This is a genomic window from Kushneria indalinina DSM 14324, assembly GCF_003385845.1.
Taxonomy (GTDB): Bacteria; Pseudomonadota; Gammaproteobacteria; order Pseudomonadales; family Halomonadaceae; genus Kushneria; species Kushneria indalinina.
In genome coordinates this window covers 355572-372136 of sequence record NZ_QRDJ01000006.1, presented here as the reverse complement: position 1 = coordinate 372136, position 16565 = coordinate 355572, and the positions used below count along the sequence as shown (strand labels likewise).

Here is a 16565-nt window from a genome sequence, read left to right as displayed (position 1 = left end):
GTTTATAGAAAACAAAAAACAGACCGCACATGTTTATATTGTAGACAGGTATATAGGCAGGTTAATTTAATTTTTATTAAATTAAAAAAGTCTGTTTATTAACTGATATTGAATAAACATCTTGATTGTCAGGGTTATTGTGCCCCGCATCATTTATTTAATTAATACTCATTAAAAATAAAAAGGCATATTTACAATATCGTGGAGATATGGCATTGGATAATTCCGGCGCAACACAGCAGTCATCAGGCCCACCACAGGGGGAAAGCAATCATGTGCCCCTGTCCCCCATCAGTTTTCTGGAACGCGCCGTGCGAGTTCATCCGGACCGGTTGGCGGTCGTGGATGGTGATGTCACTCTCTCCTATCGAGGCTTTTACCAGCGCAGTCGACAGCTCGCCGGCGCCCTGCAGGCCATGGGTATCACACCGGGCAATGTGGTTTCGACCCTGGGCATGAACTCAAGGGCGATGCTGGAGGCCCATTACGGCGTGCCGATGGCGGGCGGTGTCCTCAATGCCATCAATGCCAGACTCGATGGTGCCTCGATCGCCTTTATCATGGCGCACGCCGAGTCACGCGTGCTGATCTTTGATCGAAGCCTGCGCAGCGTCGTCGTGAAGGCGCTGGCACAGCTTGAGTCTTCGCCACCGCTGCTGATCGAGGTCGAGGATGCCAGTGATGATGGTTCACCATGGGATCGGCCGGCGCCTCACGCCTACGAGTCGCTGCTGGAAAGCGCGACGCCCTGCTCACCGAGGCTGCCCGATGACGAGTGCGACTGCATCGCGCTCAACTACACCTCGGGTACCACGGGCAATCCCAAGGGCGTGATCTACAGCCACCGGGGCGCCTATCTCAATGCGCTGTCCAATACGCTGACGCTGAAGATGGATGACCGCACGGTCTATCTGTGGACGCTGCCCATGTTCCACTGCAACGGCTGGACCCACACCTGGGCGGTCACGGCGGCCGGTGGCACGCATGTCTGCATGCGGCGGGTTGAACCGGCCCGGGTACTGAACATGATTCATGCCCGGGGCATCACCCACATGGCCGCCGCCCCCATCATCATGACCATGCTGCTGGACCGCCCCGAGGCGTCTACACCGCTGCCCCGGCCGGTACTGCTGGCCACGGGCGGCGCCCCGCCCAATTCCGCCACCATCGCCCGCATGAGCGCGCTGGGGTTTGACGTGCTGCACCTTTACGGCATGACCGAAACCTATGGCCCCTCACTGGTCTGCCAGTTTCAGCCGGAGTGGTCATCAATGACCCATGAAGCGCGTGCGCGCCTTCAGATCCGCCAGGGCGTGGGCACCTTCGCCATCGAGCGTGTCGCCCTGAAGGACCCGGTGACCCACGAGGACGTGCCCGCCGACGGCCAGTCGCTGGGCCATCTCATGCTGCGTGGCAACACGATCATGCAGGGCTACATTAAAAATCCCGACGCCACACGGGAAGCCATGGGCCGAGGCTGGCTCGACACCGGTGATATCGCCGTCATGCACGAGGATGGCTATATCGAAATTCGCGATCGCGCCAAGGACATCATCATCTCGGGGGGCGAATCGATCTCCTCCATCGAGATCGAGGAGATCATGATGAGCCATCCCGCCATCCGCGAGGTCGCCGTGATCGCCAGACCGCATGATTTCTGGGGCGAAACCCCCCATGCCTTCGTGGTATCGGCCTCCGGAACCGACACTCCGAATGAGGCCGACCTGCTGAACTGGTGTCGTGAGCACATGGCGCACTTCAAGGTGCCGCGGCATATCACGTTTCAAACGTCACTGCCCAGAACCTCGACCGGCAAGCTGCAGAAATATGCGCTGCGCGAGCATCAGAAAACGCAGATGGCCACCGCCTGACCCCCTCATGACAAGGCCCCTGACCCCGGCAGGGTTCAGGGGCCTTTTTCAGACCAGTATTGTTCCCGGACCGGCCAGAACCCTGTCAGACCAGCGTGCGGACTGACCGGTGCCCGGTCAGGCGCAGTCCGTCGAGCGGCGCCGGCGCTGATACTGATGACGCATCGCGATCAGCCGGCCCGCCAGTCGAGGGGTCCGACGCAGTAGAAACAGCAGCCGCTGCGGGGCAGAGATGGCCTGCTGATGCATGCTGGCCGCGATGGCATCCCGGAAACCGCGATAGCGGCCCGCCTGAAGATATTCCACCGAGGCGTAATACCAGCGCCGCGCCATGGCCAGCGTAATGGAGGGTGTATGAGAAGCGTCCAGCATGGTCGCCAGATGATGCATGCACTCGGCATGACGGGCCATGAAGTCCTGATGACGCGCGTAGCGCCGGTCGTCTTCCAGCTGGCGCTGTTGCTGCGACCATGACCCCTGAGCCTGGGTGCGATAGACCGCCATGACATCAGGCAGATACAACGCCCCGGCCGGCCAGGCCGCAAGGACCTGAAGATAGAAGTCGCCTACCGGCGCCGTGGTATAGAACCACTCGGGAAGCCGCTCCACCACGCTTCGATGCAGCATCAGCGAGGGTGACGGGCAGTAGTCACCGGTATGGACCAGCAGCTCATCAAGCGCCACCACACGCTCATGATTGCGACTGTCCTGCACATCGATATGCAGGCTCTCCTGCTCGGGGCCGCGACGAATCACGTTGTGATAGCTGATCGCAATCTCGGGGCGGGCCTGCATGGCGCGGTATTGCCGGGCAAGCTTTTGTTCATCACACCAGAAATCGTCGCCTTCACACAGCGCCAGATACGCGCCCCGGGCAAAACCTGCCGCCAGCGGCATGATGCGGTGGCCCTTCTGGTACTGGTTTTCATCACGCAATACGGCCCGGATGACACGAGGGTAGCGAGCCGCGTATTCGGCCACGATGTCTGCCGTGCCATCGGTCGAGGCATCATCGTGAACGATGATTTCAAAGCAGAAATCCGTTTGCTGACGCAAAAAGCCCTCGATGGTCTCCCGGATATAGCCGGCCTGATTAAAGGTCGTGCATATAACGCTGACCTCGGGCCTGTCCGCGTCACTCGGCCAGTGCCGGACAAGCGCCTCTTGTGTGGGCAGGGCATCAGTGGGCAGTGCGTCATTGAATGGTGCATCGGCGGATGGTGCCTCAGTGGGTCGCGCGGGCATGCTTTCTCTCCTGTAAACGGCGAATGATCATGTCGCGCCCTACCGAGGAAACCACGGCGTTGACCAGCAGGATGGCGACGCCCATGCCCATCAGACTGACAAATATCCAGGGCCTGGGCAGCGTCCAGAGAGACAGCCCCAGCCACTGATACAACAGCAGCATCAGGGCCGTGGCGACCGCACAGGGCAGAATGTCCCGGGTCATCCACTGGCGATGGATCCCCGGGGCAAACCTTGAATGTACGAAGGGGGTCCAGAGCAGAAACGACAGCAGGCGGAAAGCGCACCAGGCCACGGCCACGCCGATCGCCTGCCACTGCCAGGCGGCTACCACGACTACCGGCACCACGATCAGCACGGAAATGGTGTTGTAGATGACATGCAGGCGCAGCTGACCATGGGCGTACTGGAGGTAATACTGAAAGGCACCGATGGCGAGCAGGCCGTTGCCCAGCGCATACCAGAGCAAAATGGGCGCCCCCCACTGAGCGGCCTCCATGTTACCAGTCCAGGCATACAGCAGCTGCCCCCCGTACAGGGCCACCATGCCGGCCACCGGCAGCAGTGTGGCGGCGATAAACTGGGAGGCATGACGGTACAGGCGCAGCATCTGCGCCTCTTCCTGACTGGCCAGCAGCCCCGTCATGCGCGGCATCAGGGCGCGACTGATCGGCATGGTCAGCGTCATGATCGCGTTGGCCACCACCACGACCAGAGTGAAATAGCCATATTCCGACAGCGGCAGAAACGACGACAGCAGCAGCTTGTCGAGCTGCGTCATCAATATCCAGATACCGGCTGTGTAGGCCACGCCGCCGGCAAAGGGCAGCACCGGTCGCAGCACGGCCCATGAAAATCCCTGCCATCGTTCGCGTCCGCCCAGCAGGCGATAGAACATGATCCCCAGTACCAGAAGCTCCAGTAGCGCAATGGCGATCTGGTATTCGAAGTAGGCGCTGGGCTGCGTACTGACAAACTGCAGAATCAGCAGGACACCGACGAACTTGAAGGTGGCGATCACGACATTGGCCACATTCAGCGACACCTGGCGCTCCAGCCCCTGGATGCCGCTTCGATATAATGATGCCAGCCAGCGCATGCCGACCATGAAGCCCATCAGCACGATGCACCAGGCCACCTCCTCGCGTGACAGCGTATCGACTTCGAGCCAGTGATTGGCGATCCAGTCGCTGCCCAGCGTGATCGACACCACCATGACAACCGCCAGCCCCAGAAACACGATCTCAAGGCTTCGCACCAGCCCTCGCAGCTGTTGCCACTGATCGCCCTGGTGCGTGGCCGCCCTGGCCGTTTCGCGGGCCAGGGTGGGCGACATGCCCATGTCCAGCAAATTGAGCCAAGCCTGCAGGACAATGAAAAACCCCACCAGACCGTAGGCTTCCTCGCCCATCCAGGCCAGATAAAAGGGATAAACGACAATACCGATCAGCGTGGTGTAAAGCTGACCGGCATAGTTGGCAAGCGCATTGGCCTTGACCGACACGTGGTACTCCTGTCAAACGAAACCGCAGGGCCTGTGGTTCAGGTATTTTTGGCCGGTTCAGGAGCCTGCATGGGCACCAGCGCCTTGAGCCCGAAGGTGCCGACACGCGCCACGGCAGGCGCCAGCGGCCGGCCCTGTGCAAGATGCACCAGCATTTCAGGATAGTTGGCACCGGCCAGGTGCGAGAACGGATACCCCCCACCGAAGCGGGCATTGAACTCGATCACGGCCAGACGGTCGCCGCTGACCATGACATCGACATCCAGATTGCCCACATGCCCGAGCTGGCGCCCCAGGCGCTCGCCCAGCTGCGTCAGTGCCGGCATGTCCACCACCTCGGCCACATCGGTTTCACCCGAGCGCATGCGCACCTTGCGCTTGACGGTGGTGATCACGTGGCGGCGCTCAAAATCGTTGAAGATATCGAGCCCGTACTCCTGCCCGGCAATGCCTTCCTGAATCAACACGTCGCCGCGGCCATCCTTTTCAATAACGCGATCTTCCATCAGCGTGAGATAGCTGCGGGCAATGGCGCGGCGGGTATGTTCATGAAAAAAGCGCAACTCATCAGTATCACGAGCCACCTGAACCCCGATGGACCCCATGCCCCAGCGAGGCTTCACAAACAGCGGCCAGCGTACCTCACCGGCGTTGACAGCCTCCAGCGCCGATGCAGGAGACGCCCAGGTGCGCGGGCCATCGAAGCCGTGTTCCTGCAAAAATATCTGGGTACGCCATTTGTCATTGGCGATATCCACGACCGCCTCATCCGGGACGGCAACCCGAATGCCGCGCGCGGCAAATCGATCCCGGGCGGCACTGAGAAAAGGCAGGTCAATATCAAAAAGCGATACCACCAGTTCGACATTTTCCTTCTCCGCAATATCAAGCAGCGCGTCGATATAGCCTGCATCATTGACCGCAGGCACTTCGTAGGCGCGATCGGCACGCCACATGCCATCGGTCAGGGGGTCACTGTTGGCCGCGATGACACGCCCCTGTCCGGCCAGTGCCTCGCGAAAATAGTCCACCAGATAACCGCGCCGGCCGACGCAGGACAACAGTACGTTCATGACTCCTCCCTGTGAGCGCCGTCGCCATCACGGTGCGTCGCGTCGGCGGGCAGATCCCGGAGTGCCATGATCAGCTGCAACGACTCAACGCCCCACTCGTTGGTTTCCACCCGATCGATCACAAACCCCATGTCCTCATAGAAGGCCAGGATTTTGCCGCGATGCCACGTTCTTGCCCGCAGGTGATGCATACCGGCCTGCCGACAGGATTCGATCCCCTTCGACAGCAGCGGCCTGGCGATGCCGCTGCCGCGATGGCTCGGTAGCACACCAAAGAAGGTGGCATAGGCCTGATGGTGCTCACGATCATTGGCGTAGCAGGCGATGGCGGCAACCACTTCATCATCCTCCAGCACATAATCAACCTCGGCCAGACGCAGCAGCTTGTCCGCATAGTCAGGCAGGTGATGCTGCCTTGAGAGGGGCGGCTCGAACTCCTTCTCGACCTGCTCGATAAAGCGCAAAAATGCCTCCGGCGACAGCGCACGGTCGCGGTGGTGATGAAAGGCAAGTTCGGGGGCATCCTGACTCATGCGGTCTCCAGTAGCAGGGCATCTTCGAGATGACGCATGACCTGCTCGGCATCCTCACCGGTCATGGCCACAAAATTGGGCAGGCAAAGCACGCGCGAGGCGATATCTTCCGCCACCGGCATTTCAGCTGTCGCGCCGCTCAGGGTGTCGACACGGTTAAGCGCGGGATGGAAATAACGACGCGGATGGATTTCCCGCTCGGCCATATAGTGCACCACCCTCTCCAGCTGCGCTTCACTGCGCAGCAGGATGGGATAATAGGCATGATTGATCTCGGTCCCGGCCAGCACGTCCGGACGCGTTACCGGCAGGTCACGCTGATCGATCCATCGATCGTAGACCCCGGCAATGTCGGCACGGCTGCCAAGGATATGATCAATCCAGGGCCACAGCGCCAGCCCCATGGCGGCGTGGGCCTCGGAGCCCTTGGCATTGATGCCGGCCCCCCCGGCCTGACCAAAGGCACGCAGCGACGCGATGCGCTCGCTCAGAACCTCACTGCGGGTAAACAGCGCCCCGCCTTCGATGGTGTGAAAGAGCTTGGTCGCATGAAAACTGGTGATGCTGATGTCGCCATAATCCAGCAGGCTGCGGCCCTGATGGCGCGACCCGAAGGCATGCGCACCGTCATAGATGACCTTCAGATCGTGACGCCGGGCAATGGCCTCGATGGCTTCTACATCGCAGGGATGGCCATAGATATGCGTGGCCAGAATCGCGGAGGTATTTGGCGTGATCGCCGCCTCAATGCGTGCCGGATCAAGCGTCAGCGTCTGTGGATCAATATCGGCAAATATCGGCGTGAGCCCTTCCCACAACAGCGCATTGAGGGTTGCCACAAAGGAGAACGGCGTCGTGATGACCTCGCCTTCCAGCGCCAGCGCCTTGAAGGCCAGCTGCAGCGCCAGCGTGCCGTTGGCGACAAAGTGACAATGTTCGATCTCGAGAAAGCCCCGGAGATGCTCCTCAAGGGATTGCACCAGCGGCCCATGATTGGTGAGCCACTGCCGGGAAAACATGTCGTTGATATAGCGCTGGTAGTCCGCCTCGGGGGGCAGAAAGGGGCGCGTAAAGGGGATCATGGTGACTCCAGCAACGAGATCAGGTACTGCCCGTAACCGTTTTTCTCCAGTGCGCGACCTTCCGCCATCAGGGCGTCACCATCGATCCAGCCGTTACGCCAGGCGATCTCTTCGAGACAGGCCACCTTGTAGCCCTGGCGCTTTTCGATGGTTTCAACAAACTGTGCGGCTTCCAGCAGACTTTCATGAGTGCCGGTATCGAGCCAGGCAAACCCGCGCCCCAGCAGTTCGACATTAAGATCGCCCCGCTCCAGATAGGCCTGATTGACACTGGTAATCTCGAGCTCGCCGCGATGCGACGGTTTGACGTCACGGGCAATATCCACGACATCATTGTCGTAAAAATAGAGACCGGTCACGGCGTAGCGTGATTTCGGCTGGCTGGGCTTCTCTTCCAGCGACAGCACGCGCTGATCACTGTCGAATTCCACGACACCAAAGCGCTCGGGATCACGCACCTGATACCCAAAGATGGTGGCACCGGTGCTGCGCGCCACCGCACGCTTGAGCCGCGGAACAACCCCGTGACCGTAGAAGATGTTGTCGCCCAGAATCAGGCAGACACTGTCGTTGCCGATAAACGAATCACCGATGAGAAACGCCTGCGCCAGACCGTCGGGGCTGGGCTGGGCGGCGTATTCGATCGATATCCCAAAGCGCGCGCCATCGCCCAGCAGACGCTGGAACAGACACTGCTCATCGGGGGTGGTAATGATCAGCACTTCCCGGATACCGGCCAGCATCAGTATCGACAGCGGATAGTAGATCATCGGCTTGTCGTGGATGGGCAGAAGCTGCTTTGAAACGCCAAGCGTCAGCGGATACAGCCGTGTACCGCTGCCGCCGGCCAGAATAATTCCCTTCATGCTGTAGCCCCAAGTCCCTGACGCTGGCGGGTTTGATCATTCTCGACGCCCTGACACCAGTCGCCATGACTCAGAAACCATTGCACGGTCTTTTCAATACCGCTTTCGAAGCTCTCCTGTGGGCGCCAGCCCAGCTCGCGCTCGATATGCGAGGCATCGATCGCATAGCGCCGGTCATGCCCTGGACGATCCGCCACGTGGGTGATGAGATCATGGAAGCGGTTGACCCCTTCAGGGTGTGGCACCTCAAGACGCTCGAGCACATCACAGATGGTGGTCACCACGTCGATATTGCGACGCTCTTCATGGCCGCCAATGTTGTAGCTGCTACCGATCGTTCCCTGCTGCATGACCAGATGCAGCGCGCGTGCATGGTCCTCGACGAACAGCCAGTCACGGATCTGATGACCTTCCCCGTACACCGGGATATCACGCCCCTGCAGGGCATTGAGAATCACCAGCGGAATCAGCTTCTCGGGAAAATGCCAGGGGCCGTAGTTGTTCGAGCAGTTCGTGATCAGGGTGGGCAGCCCATAGGTACGCTGCCATGCACGCACCAGATGATCGGCACTGGCCTTGCTGGCGGCGTACGGAGAGCTGGGCGCGTAGGGCGACGTTTCACTGAAGGGTGCGGCATCCGGTAACAGATCGCCAAACACCTCATCCGTTGAGACATGATGAAAGCGAAAGCGCGCGCGCAGCTCGCCTTCAAGGCTTTCATACCAGGTGCGCGCGGCATCCAGCAGATTGAAGACACCCACGATATTGGTATCGATAAAGACGGCCGGACCATCAATGGAGCGGTCCACATGCGATTCCGCGGCCAGATGAACCACGACATCCGGCTGATAATCTGAAAACAGTCGATCCAGCGCCGAGCGATCACGGATATCCACCTGTTCCAGACAGTAGCGAGGGTCCTGATCAATATCTCGCAACGTGGCGGTATGGCCGGCGTAGGTCAGGCAGTCGACGTTAACAATGCGACATGTATCGTTGGCGATAAGATGCCGTATCAGTGCCGAGCCGATGAAGCCGGCCCCTCCGGTGACGATAACTGTCTGCATGATTCTTCATCCCTAAATCCCCTGCACTCGACCCTGACTAATATAAGGATCGCAGTTCAAGAATATATTCATCTACGGCGGACGGCCTGATTTCGATGGCAATTAACATCAGCATAATAATATTAACGCCCATGGAACTTCAGCCAACATTTATTGCACTGTGAAACCGAGGATAGACAAATGAAAAGATCGTGTGTTGTGCCGAAACTGCCATGAATTCTTAACTTATTTAATATAAGTCAAAGAGTGTCAGTCCGACTCAACAAAAGGATGGAATGTTGTAGGAAGTACTATATAAAAAAACGCCTCGCGCTATTTAGCGCAGGCGTTTTTTTATAGGGTGACCAGTCAAAAAATAATCAGGTATTAAACCTGCCATACAGCTTTCAGCTTTATTTAAGACACATTGTTACAACCATGCCGCTGTCCGACATCGTCGTGATGTTTCAGGAATTACGTCAGCGTCAATAACAGCAGAATGGACAGGTGCGCCACTACCACCACCACCGTCAGCAGTGTGCGCAACGACGTATACCAGGGGGGCAGGCGTTCCACGCTATCGGCCTGTGCTTCATACAGGCGGATCAGCAGAAATCCTGTCATCAGGGCCAGAAGCGCAAACCGGGGGCTGAGCATGAGCGCCGGCCAGGCCAGCAGTGAAGGCGCCATGGCCACCATCATGCGCGAGCTGAAGTGATGGCCGCCCTCATGATCAAGGCTCATCGCCACGCCCCAGTGGATGCCGCCCAGAAACGAGAGTATGACCGCGCTGTAGTAGAGAAAGGCCTGCAGGGCGATGGCCTGCCACCCGGGCACTGCGAGCAGAACAACGGCGGCAAGACCGATAAAGGGGGTTAGTCCGGCAATGCCCAAAAGCCAGGGCAGTGCCACAATCTTTTTTCCAGAGAGCATGACAGGATCGATATCCAGGAAGTGGTGAAACCAGCATAGCAACGCCCGGCGCCTGACGATATGTCAGGCCCTGGTGTCGGAGTCGCCCTTGCCACCTTCACTGTTAACGTCATCACGCGCTTCGGTATCTGCACCCTTCGCTGGCTTTTTCAGACCGCTATGCAGCCGATGACTCAAGGGATTGTAATTGGGCCGAAGCTCATCCTTGAGGGTTCCCTTCCATAGCTCGATACCCACAAAGTACCCGGCACGACCGATGGCATGGGCTGCAACGGGGGCGGTCATCAGTACAAAGAAGGTGATGGCAATCGTTCGGGCAAACACGACCTCTTCCAGAAAGTGCAGCGCCACTGCTGCCATCAGCAGCATGACGCCCAGGGACGCGCCCTTGGTGGAGGCGTGCATGCGGGTCAACAGATCCGGCAGTCGTGCAATCCCGAGCGAGGCAATCAACATGAAAAGAGAGCCCACTACCAACAGAAAACCCTAGAGTAATTCAATCATCGCGACGGCCTCCTCGCTCCAGAAAGCGGGCGAACCCGACGGTTGCCAGAAAGGACATCAGGGCCACGACAATGGCGACATCCAGAAAGCTGGTTTCATCGCTTTGAAGGGCGTGGATGCCGATAATCCCAACGATGATCATCGACAAGAGCTCCAGCGCGACGACCCGATCCGGCAGGCTGGGGCCGATCACCAGGCGCACGAAGCAGAGCACCATGGAGATGGCCAGAATGGCAAAACTCAAATGGATCAGTATCTGCATGTGTCCCTCGTCATGTCTTTGATCATCGCGGTCATCGCAACACCGCCAGTGCCCGACGTTCCATCTCCTGAAGGTCCTTTCGCAGGGCCTGCTCGTCATCAAGGAACATGGCATGAATGAACAGCACCTGCCGATCGTCGGAGATATCCAGACTCAGCGTGCCCGGCGTCAGCGAAATCAGATTGGCCACAAACGCAATTTCAAGATCGGTCTTCGCCGCAAGCTCAAACGCGATGACACCAGGCTTCATGTGCCAGGGCGGTGTGATCACGTCAAAGGCGACCTTGAAATTGGCCATGAAAAGCTCGCGCAGAAAATAGAAGACAAAGGACACTAGTCTCGGCAGGCGCGTACCATAGCCCTTCAGACCGGGAAGCTGATTTTGCAACAGCAGGATGACCAGATAGCCGAATGCCAGACCGGTCAGCATGCCCCCCATGCTGAAATCACCGCTGAGGGCAATCCAGGCCACCGCCAGCAACAGATTGGATAAAAGCCCCGTCATGGCTGCTCTCCCAGTACGGCATCGATATAGCCCTGTGGATCAAGAAGCTGCGCGGCAGAGGCTTCCGCCACGTCGTAAAGAAGCTGACCGTTGAGCCCGATAAATACCGTACAGGCTGCCAGCCCCACAATCGGCAGGATCATGAGCCAGAGATGGCGCTGGGAAACCGGGGCCACCCTTTTTGCAGCACTGTCCTCATCGGGCGCCTTTTTCCAGAATACCTCGGCCCAGATCTTGGTCATCGAATAGAGCGTCAATAGCCCCACCAGCAGTGCAATCACCGTAATAGTGATTTCGCCGGCTTCGATGCTGGCGCGAATCAGGACGAACTTGGCAAAAAAGCCGGACAGCGGAGGCACCCCGGCCAGCGACAGCGCCGGGATCAAAAAGAGTACCCCAAGCAATGGCCAGGCCTTGTAGACCCCGCCCAGCTTCTTGAGGTCATGAGTACCCTTCAATCGGTAGACGATCCCGCTGATCAGAAACAGGTTGGTCTTCACGATGATGTGGTGAAGGATATAAAACACCCCACCGACCAGCGCCAGCGGCGTAAACAGGGCCAGCCCCATCAACATGTAGCCGATCTGGCTGACGATATGAAAGGACAGAATCCGGCGAAACTCGAACTGAGCCGCCGCCCCCAGTACACCGGTCAGCATGGTCAGTGCTGCGCCCCACAGCAGGATTTCGTGAGTAAAATCCACTGACTGATTGAAGATCAGGGTGAAGACACGAAACAGGGCGTAGACCCCCACCTTGGTCAGAAGCCCGGCAAACAGTGCCGACACCGCCACCGGCGGGGTGTGATAGGCCGCCGGCAGCCAGAAAAACAGCGGAAAGGCCGCCGCCTTGATGCCGAACGAGATCATGAACATGACCGCGACGATATCGATCAGCGTATTGTCCTCGACCAGCGCGACGCGACGGGCGATATCGGCCATATTGAGCGTGCCCACCAGGCCGTAAAGCAGCCCGATGGCACTGAGAAAGATCACGGATGAGAGCAGGTTAAGCGTGACGTACTTGATGGCCCCTTCCATCTGGGCGCGCTCACCGCCCAGGATCAACAGCGCAAAGGAGGCCAGCAGCATTACCTCAAACCAGACATACAGGTTAAAGATGTCGCCGGTCAGAAAGGCGCCCGCCACGCCCGCCAGCAGCAGGTGCAGCAGCGGATAGTAGCCAAAGGTTTCATGCCCCCGCCCGATGGTCGGCAGTGAATACACCGCCACGGCAAAGCCGATAATGCCGGTCAGCAGCACCATGATGGCACTCAAGTGATCCGCCACCAGGGTAATCCCGAAGGGCGCAGCCCAGCCGCCGGCGTTCATGATGACGTGGCCCTGCTCCTGTACGCTGGCGAAAAGCCAGAGGCTGGTGGCCAGCAGCGCCGCCGTGCCGGCAACGCCGATCAATCGCTGCATCATGCGCGAGCGCCAGAACGCCATCGACAGCGCGCCCGCGGTCAGGGGAATCAATATGGGGAGGGCTACTTCCGGGCTCACGTATCGGTATCCTTCATCTGGTCCAGATCATCGACCCTGACGATCTGGTAGGCACGGCGAATCAGTACCACGGCGAACGACAGAACGCCGAAGGCGATCACGATCGCGGTGAGTACCAGTGCCTGCGGCAGCGGATCGGCAACCACATCGCCCAGCGGGTCACCGTTCATCGGAATCAGCGGGGGCGCATCGCGTGTCATGCCGGCGACCGTAAAGATCAGCAGATTGGCCGCATTCGAAATCAGGATCAGCCCGATCACCAGCTTGACGATCGATCGCCGCAGCATCATGTAAATGGCAGAGGCGTAGATCACACCAATGACCACCGCCATTATGGGTTCCATGGTGCGCCCTCCCTTGATGATACGCCCGTGTCATGCCTCATCCTTGTCGACCTCCGTCAGCGTGATCACGGCCGTCAACACCGACCCCAGTACGACCAGGTAAACGCCGATATCGAAAATCAACGGCGTCGAGAGCTTGAATCCCAGAACGTCCCACCACTGTGCGGTCAGAAACGCCTCGCCCTGCCACCAAGCCGGAAAGGCCGAGCCGACACCCAGCAACAGACCAATACCGATACAGTCACGCGGATCGACACGCAGCAGGCGCCGGGTGGCTTCCGGACCATTGACGAACTGATGCAGCGCAAAGGCGCCTGCCACGACCAGCCCGGCAATGAAGCCACCACCGGGCTCGTCGTGGCCACGCAGTAAAAGAAAAAGAGAGAACAGAATCTGTAGCGGCACCAGCATCTGGGCGGCTACGGTCAGGATCAGGGTGCCTGTTTTCATGGTGCCTTCTTCTCTTTTGCCTGCAGTCTGAGCATGGCCAGCACACCGATTGCCGCCAGCGACAGTACAAAGATTTCACCCAGCGTATCCAGGGCACGGAAGTCGACCAGAATCACGTTGACGATGTTATGGCCATGCCCCAGCGGCACACTGTTTTCGATCATGTATTCGGAGATGGGGGTAAATAGATCCTGGGCGAGCACAGTCAGTATCAAAAGCGTCATGAGCACACCTGTGCTGACCGCGACCAGCATATCGCGCGCACGCTCCATGGGTGTCGACAGACTCGAAAACTGCGGCATGCGAAAGAGCACCAGAATGAGCAGTATCACGGTCAGGGTTTCGATCAGAAGCTGCGTGATGGCCAGATCCGGCGCGCTGAACAGCAAAAAGATAAGGGCGATCCCAAAGCCCATGACGCCCGCGGTGGCCACGGCCGCCAGGCGCGAGCGCATCATGCAGGCCATGATCGCGCTGGCGGCCGTGACAAGTGCTACGACCACCTCCTGCAGACGCACATCAAGCGTAATGTCGAACTCCGGTCCGTGGCGTACCAGCAGCGTATAGCCGGTCAGGCCCGTAAAGGTGAGCAGGGTCAGAATCAGATAGTTGCGCATGTAGCCACTCTGCAGCAGACGGGTCTGCCACTCGGCCACGCGCACCAGCAGATCCATCAGCTTCCAGTACACCGCTTCCGGCCCGCGATCCAGTATCGGGCTGAAACGATGGATGACGGCTCTTACATTCGCCCAGCGCCAGCACACCAGCAGGCCGACACAGAGGCTGAACATCGACATCATCAGGGCCGTATTGATGCCGTGCCAGAGATACAGGTCCGTCACCACTTCAGCACCCATGACCGCACTGGCAGCGGGAGCCAGAAGAGGCCCGCCCGCCAGCCAGGGCATGAAGCCCAGCACCAGCGACAGACACGCCAGCACACAGGGGCCGGCCAGCATGGCAAGCGGCGCCTCATGCGGCTCTTTTGGTGTGGGCTTGAGTGCGCCAAAGAAGGGCCGCAGCGCCACGATGCCGGCGGCGGCCACTACCAGAACGGAGGCCAGCAGGCTCATGCCGATCAGGAAACCGGTGAAGCGCGGCGCATCGAGCACGACCTCGAACATCAGTTCCTTGGCGACGAAACCAAACAGCGGGATCACCCCGCCCAGCGACAGGGCTGCCACGAACGCACACAGGGCCGTAACCGGCATGGCGCGGCGCAGACCGCCCATCTCGTCGATGTCCTTGGTGCCCGTCTCGTGATCGAGCGCCCCCGCCACCATGAACAATGCCCCCTTGTAGAGGGAGTGCGCGGCCAGAAAGGTCACAAAGGCGATCATCGCCGCCTCCCCGCCGATGCCCAGCAGCATGGTCAATGTGCCCAGCGCCATGATGGTGGAGTAGGCCAGCACTTTCTTGATGCCGGTAAAGCGGATGGCCAGGAAGGCCCCCACGACCATGGTAATGGCACCGACAACACAGAGAATGGTCATCCAGGCCTCGGTGCCTCCAAGCCCGGGCTGCAGGCGCGCCATCAGATAAATACCCGCCTTGACCATGGTGGCCGAGTGCAGATAGGCCGACACCGGCGTGGGGGCGGCCATGGCATTGGGCAGCCAGAAATGGAAGGGAAACTGGGCCGACTTGGTAAAGGCACCGCCCAGAAGGCACAGCAGCATCGGCAGATAGAGGGCGTGCTCGCGAAGCGCCTCACCATCGCTGAGCAGCGTCTGAAGCGACCAGCTGCCGCCCACCACGTTCAACAGGATCAGGCCACTCAGAAGCGCCAGACCACCGGTAAAGGTCACCAGCAGCCCCTGCAGGGCCGACTTGCGGGCGGCAGCATCCTCATGGTTGAAGCCGATCAGCAGGTAGGAGGTAATACTGGTCAGTTCCCAGAAGACAAACAGCGTCATCAACCCGTCCGCCATGACCACGCCGAGCATGGAGGACATGAAGGACAGGATCAGCACATAAAAACGGGCAAGCTGCGGGTGACCGTGAAGATAACCACTGGCATAAATGATGATCAGTGTGCCGATGCCGCTGATCAAAAGACCGAACAGCAACGACAGACCGTCCAGCCAGAAACTTAAGCTCAGCCCAAGACTCGGTGCCCAGGCCTGTTCAAAATAGATACCGCCCGATTGCAGTACCTCCGGCGCCAGTGAGACCAGCCAGAAGGCCACGGCTGCCGGATAAAGCGCCAGAACCAGCCCGGTACGACTGCCACAGCAGCGCGATAGAAGAGGAACAAGGATGGCCAGGACAAATCCGGTCAACACGGCGATCTGCATGATGCGTTCTCTCTCCTTGGACTACCTGATGCCATGACCTGATGGTCATGAACGGCGCCATGAACGCCGATCGACATCCTTGCCTGTTCATGGAAGAAAGCAGCAAATCGGGATCGATATGCTATTGTAGGTTCGCATTACAGCGGCAATGGCGTGCTTCTTTCAATCATTTAACCTTAAGATTAAGGTTTGACAGCGAAAAGCAGCCCTGCACGTGATGAAGGGTATTGCCAGCACGCCATCTGCAGGGGAGAATCGCCTAACTGCTTGATGTCATTGCATAGCGCAATATTCTGCAAATCATTAATAACAAGGGCCGGCCCCTCCCGGGAGACGGCTTCCCGCCCATGGCGGGTGTCTGTTCGAGATCTCTGATCGGCCCTGCAAGGAATCAACTGACACATACTGCACTGCGGGATTTGCTCGCTGTGTCGTCTATTCATGATGCCCGCCATCCGATGTGCTTCAGCGCCTGCGCTGCTGGTCACCGGACCGCGTGGCATGTCGAGTAGTCAGTACACTGGAAGCCATTCATCAGGAAACAA

At 59.0% G+C, this 16565-nt stretch carries 16 protein-coding genes; 1 reads left to right on the top strand and 15 read right to left on the bottom strand.

The window, feature by feature from the left end:
* The first annotated feature begins 209 nt into the window (after nt 1-209).
* The gene (locus C8D72_RS01755) at nt 210-1871 is read left to right on the top strand and encodes an AMP-binding protein (RefSeq protein ID WP_115852690.1); all 1662 of its coding nucleotides are present in this window, start codon (nt 210-212) and stop codon (nt 1869-1871) included.
* Nucleotides 1872-1988: 117 nt separating this feature from the next.
* Here C8D72_RS01755 and C8D72_RS01750 read toward each other — a convergent pair whose 3' ends face one another.
* The 15 genes from C8D72_RS01750 to C8D72_RS01680 form a co-directional block, all read right to left on the bottom strand.
* On the bottom strand, nt 1989-3116 hold the full coding sequence (locus C8D72_RS01750; RefSeq protein ID WP_115852689.1) for a glycosyltransferase family 2 protein: 1128 nt from the start codon (nt 3114-3116) through the stop codon (nt 1989-1991).
* The gene (locus C8D72_RS01745) at nt 3097-4620 is read right to left on the bottom strand and encodes an oligosaccharide flippase family protein (RefSeq protein WP_115852688.1); all 1524 of its coding nucleotides are present in this window, start codon (nt 4618-4620) and stop codon (nt 3097-3099) included. Before C8D72_RS01745 ends, C8D72_RS01750 begins: the two co-directional genes overlap by 20 nt.
* 38 nt (nt 4621-4658) lie before the next feature.
* Entirely contained in the window at nt 4659-5693 is a 1035-nt protein-coding gene (locus C8D72_RS01740) for an ATP-grasp domain-containing protein (RefSeq protein WP_115852687.1), read from the bottom strand.
* Nucleotides 5690-6226, bottom strand: a complete 537-nt coding sequence (locus C8D72_RS01735) for a GNAT family N-acetyltransferase (protein WP_115852686.1) — start codon at nt 6224-6226, stop codon at nt 5690-5692. The genes C8D72_RS01740 and C8D72_RS01735 overlap by 4 nt, the downstream gene beginning before the upstream one ends.
* A complete protein-coding gene (locus C8D72_RS01730) occupies nt 6223-7308 on the bottom strand; it encodes a DegT/DnrJ/EryC1/StrS family aminotransferase (protein ID WP_115852685.1) in 1086 nt (361 codons plus the stop codon). Before C8D72_RS01730 ends, C8D72_RS01735 begins: the two co-directional genes overlap by 4 nt.
* Nucleotides 7305-8174, bottom strand: coding sequence for a glucose-1-phosphate thymidylyltransferase RfbA (gene rfbA, locus C8D72_RS01725; RefSeq protein ID WP_115852684.1), 870 nt, complete (start codon nt 8172-8174; stop codon nt 7305-7307). Before rfbA ends, C8D72_RS01730 begins: the two co-directional genes overlap by 4 nt.
* Complete coding sequence (rfbB, locus tag C8D72_RS01720; protein WP_115852683.1) at nt 8171-9241, bottom strand: dTDP-glucose 4,6-dehydratase; 1071 nt, start codon at nt 9239-9241, stop codon at nt 8171-8173. Before rfbB ends, rfbA begins: the two co-directional genes overlap by 4 nt.
* A gap of 453 nt (nt 9242-9694) precedes the next feature.
* Complete coding sequence (locus C8D72_RS01715) at nt 9695-10153, bottom strand: DUF3429 domain-containing protein (RefSeq protein ID WP_115853566.1); 459 nt, start codon at nt 10151-10153, stop codon at nt 9695-9697.
* Between the two features lie 63 nt (nt 10154-10216).
* A complete protein-coding gene (mnhG, locus tag C8D72_RS01710) occupies nt 10217-10633 on the bottom strand; it encodes a monovalent cation/H(+) antiporter subunit G (protein ID WP_281271605.1) in 417 nt (138 codons plus the stop codon).
* Nucleotides 10634-10649: 16 nt separating this feature from the next.
* Complete coding sequence (locus C8D72_RS01705) at nt 10650-10919, bottom strand: MrpF/PhaF family protein (RefSeq protein WP_115852682.1); 270 nt, start codon at nt 10917-10919, stop codon at nt 10650-10652.
* A gap of 31 nt (nt 10920-10950) precedes the next feature.
* Nucleotides 10951-11424, bottom strand: a complete 474-nt coding sequence (locus tag C8D72_RS01700) for a Na+/H+ antiporter subunit E (protein ID WP_115852681.1) — start codon at nt 11422-11424, stop codon at nt 10951-10953.
* Complete coding sequence (locus C8D72_RS01695; RefSeq protein ID WP_115852680.1) at nt 11421-12929, bottom strand: Na+/H+ antiporter subunit D; 1509 nt, start codon at nt 12927-12929, stop codon at nt 11421-11423. The genes C8D72_RS01700 and C8D72_RS01695 overlap by 4 nt, the downstream gene beginning before the upstream one ends.
* Nucleotides 12926-13273: a Na+/H+ antiporter subunit C gene (locus tag C8D72_RS01690; protein WP_115852679.1), complete on the bottom strand. Its 348-nt coding sequence runs from the start codon at nt 13271-13273 to the stop codon at nt 12926-12928. The genes C8D72_RS01695 and C8D72_RS01690 overlap by 4 nt, the downstream gene beginning before the upstream one ends.
* Before the next feature lie 30 nt (nt 13274-13303).
* A complete protein-coding gene (locus C8D72_RS01685) occupies nt 13304-13723 on the bottom strand; it encodes a Na+/H+ antiporter subunit B (protein ID WP_115852678.1) in 420 nt (139 codons plus the stop codon).
* Complete coding sequence (locus C8D72_RS01680; protein WP_115852677.1) at nt 13720-16020, bottom strand: putative monovalent cation/H+ antiporter subunit A; 2301 nt, start codon at nt 16018-16020, stop codon at nt 13720-13722. The genes C8D72_RS01685 and C8D72_RS01680 overlap by 4 nt, the downstream gene beginning before the upstream one ends.
* Nucleotides 16021-16565: the final 545 nt, after the last annotated feature.

Bases quoted from the DNA above. Each gene is read 5' to 3' on its own strand.
- C8D72_RS01690 (WP_115852679.1), bottom strand. From the start codon at position 13,273: ATGGAACCCATAATGGCGGTGGTCATTGGTGTGATCTACGCCTCTGCC.
- C8D72_RS01740 (WP_115852687.1), bottom strand. From the start codon at position 5,693: ATGAACGTACTGTTGTCCTGCGTCGGCCGGCGCGGTTATCTGGTGGAC.
- C8D72_RS01715 (WP_115853566.1), bottom strand. From the start codon at position 10,153: ATGCTCTCTGGAAAAAAGATTGTGGCACTGCCCTGGCTTTTGGGCATT.
- C8D72_RS01685 (WP_115852678.1), bottom strand. From the start codon at position 13,723: ATGAAAACAGGCACCCTGATCCTGACCGTAGCCGCCCAGATGCTGGTG.
- C8D72_RS01755 (WP_115852690.1), top strand. From the start codon at position 210: ATGGCATTGGATAATTCCGGCGCAACACAGCAGTCATCAGGCCCACCA.
- C8D72_RS01735 (WP_115852686.1), bottom strand. From the start codon at position 6,226: ATGAGTCAGGATGCCCCCGAACTTGCCTTTCATCACCACCGCGACCGT.
- C8D72_RS01700 (WP_115852681.1), bottom strand. From the start codon at position 11,424: ATGACGGGGCTTTTATCCAATCTGTTGCTGGCGGTGGCCTGGATTGCC.
- rfbB (WP_115852683.1), bottom strand. From the start codon at position 9,241: ATGCAGACAGTTATCGTCACCGGAGGGGCCGGCTTCATCGGCTCGGCA.
- C8D72_RS01680 (WP_115852677.1), bottom strand. From the start codon at position 16,020: ATGCAGATCGCCGTGTTGACCGGATTTGTCCTGGCCATCCTTGTTCCT.
- C8D72_RS01730 (WP_115852685.1), bottom strand. From the start codon at position 7,308: ATGATCCCCTTTACGCGCCCCTTTCTGCCCCCCGAGGCGGACTACCAG.
- C8D72_RS01705 (WP_115852682.1), bottom strand. From the start codon at position 10,919: ATGCAGATACTGATCCATTTGAGTTTTGCCATTCTGGCCATCTCCATG.
- rfbA (WP_115852684.1), bottom strand. From the start codon at position 8,174: ATGAAGGGAATTATTCTGGCCGGCGGCAGCGGTACACGGCTGTATCCG.
- C8D72_RS01750 (WP_115852689.1), bottom strand. From the start codon at position 3,116: ATGCCCGCGCGACCCACTGAGGCACCATCCGCCGATGCACCATTCAAT.